Here is a 1,369-nt window from a genome sequence, read left to right on the forward strand (position 1 = left end):
AGCGTGGTGCGTTGTTGCCAGGCGATGTCCCCGTCGGGGGTGAGGAGTTCGGTGGGGGTGCCGACGAGGTCCGTGATGATGGCGTGGAAGCGGACGTCGTAGTCGGCCGGAGTCTGCTGTTACCCCATCCGACTTTCGAGATGCAGGCGGGGTGAGGTTCCACCTCGCACCCAGCCTCCCCGGCACGACTCACGAGCTTGCAGCAGGGCAGCCAAGCTCCGGGGACCCATCTCGGTCGAATGGTCGCTGCTCACCTCCTGTCTCTGGACGCTCAAAGGCTCGCGCCGTACCGCGTCGATTGCCCAGCGAGTCATTTGTCACTAGGCGCACTGCAACGCTGCCGAAGCTTCGCAACGTGGTCAACACCGTCGGTAGCAAACCGACCTGCTGAACGGAGAGCGGGTCGGATCCAAAGCGGGCCTGCTGAAATCTTGACATCACTAAAGCCGGGGGAGGGTCACCTGCTCTTGCAGAACATCGCAACATCGTCGAGGCCGTCGCCAGCTGAGCCCGCGGTGCGTTCATCTGTTAGCAGGTGGCGGATAGCCTCAATAGCGGTCTGAGAAACCTCACCGTGCAGTCTCGCCAGATGTCCCAAGCTGATAGCCGCTGCACTTCTCGTAGAGGGATTCTCATGCCGGGAAAGGTGAATTACCCACCTTTCCACCCACTCCCGATCTTCGTCGTGCAGTGCGGCCGCGATGATCGCCTCGCTGACCTCTTCGGGGCGGCCTTCGATAAAGATTCTTTCTGACTCGGCCTTTGTCTTTGGCTGCGGGGACCTGTATTCCATGTCGCCACCTTGAATCGTAGGTTGAGGTGCTGATAGAGCTTACACGACTCATTCGTCCTGAGGGAGGATTTTCCCCTTCTTGTTTACCATTCCCGCCTTTCTTAGAGCCGCCTGTTGTTGTGGGTTCAATTCGCCCCACTCGCGAGAGTGGCCATGGAAGATCCCCGAGTCGTTGTGGGTTTCGTCGAAAATTGCGAACTCTCCGGTATCGTAATTTGCGGCGACTCGGCGCGTCGTATTCTGGTTATACTCTATAGATTTCTCCAAAGTTTCTTGTGGGTTCAGAGACTCTGGGGCGGCATTTCCTCGTTGTTCTTTACCGTGTTTTGGTGACGGTTCGAACTTGAGATCATTACAAGACTCCAGACCCAGCGGGTCGATCCAGGCGAGAGGGTTGTGGACGTACCCGTGGTGGTTGTCGGCGGGGTCGAGGCCGAGGGGGTCGGGGGCAAGGTACCGGGCGGTTTCGGGGTCGTAGTAGCGCTGGTTGTTGTAGTGGAGGCCGCTTTCGTCGTCTGCGTACTGGCCTGGGTAGCGCAGGGGGCAGTCGATACCACCGGAGCCAGTCGGACTGGC

Annotated in this window: 2 protein-coding genes; both read right to left on the reverse strand. The window is 59.2% G+C overall.

The features are described 5' to 3' along the window. Positions 1-457: 457 nt before the first annotated feature. On the reverse strand, positions 458-793 hold the full coding sequence (locus tag H181DRAFT_RS29260) for a hypothetical protein (RefSeq protein ID WP_139131775.1): 336 nt from the start codon (positions 791-793) through the stop codon (positions 458-460). Positions 794-841: 48 nt separating this feature from the next. Continuing rightward, on the reverse strand, positions 842-1,369 hold a 528-nt coding region (locus H181DRAFT_RS28635), incomplete at its 5' end, for an RHS repeat-associated core domain-containing protein (protein ID WP_139131776.1).

The organism is Streptomyces sp. WMMB 714 (assembly GCF_900090125.1).
Lineage (GTDB): Bacteria > Actinomycetota > Actinomycetes > Streptomycetales > Streptomycetaceae > Streptomyces > Streptomyces daqingensis.

Excerpts from the sequence above, each read along its gene's own strand:
- H181DRAFT_RS29260 (WP_139131775.1), bottom strand. The coding sequence starts at position 793 with ATGGAATACAGGTCCCCGCAGCCAAAGACAAAGGCCGAGTCAGAAAGA.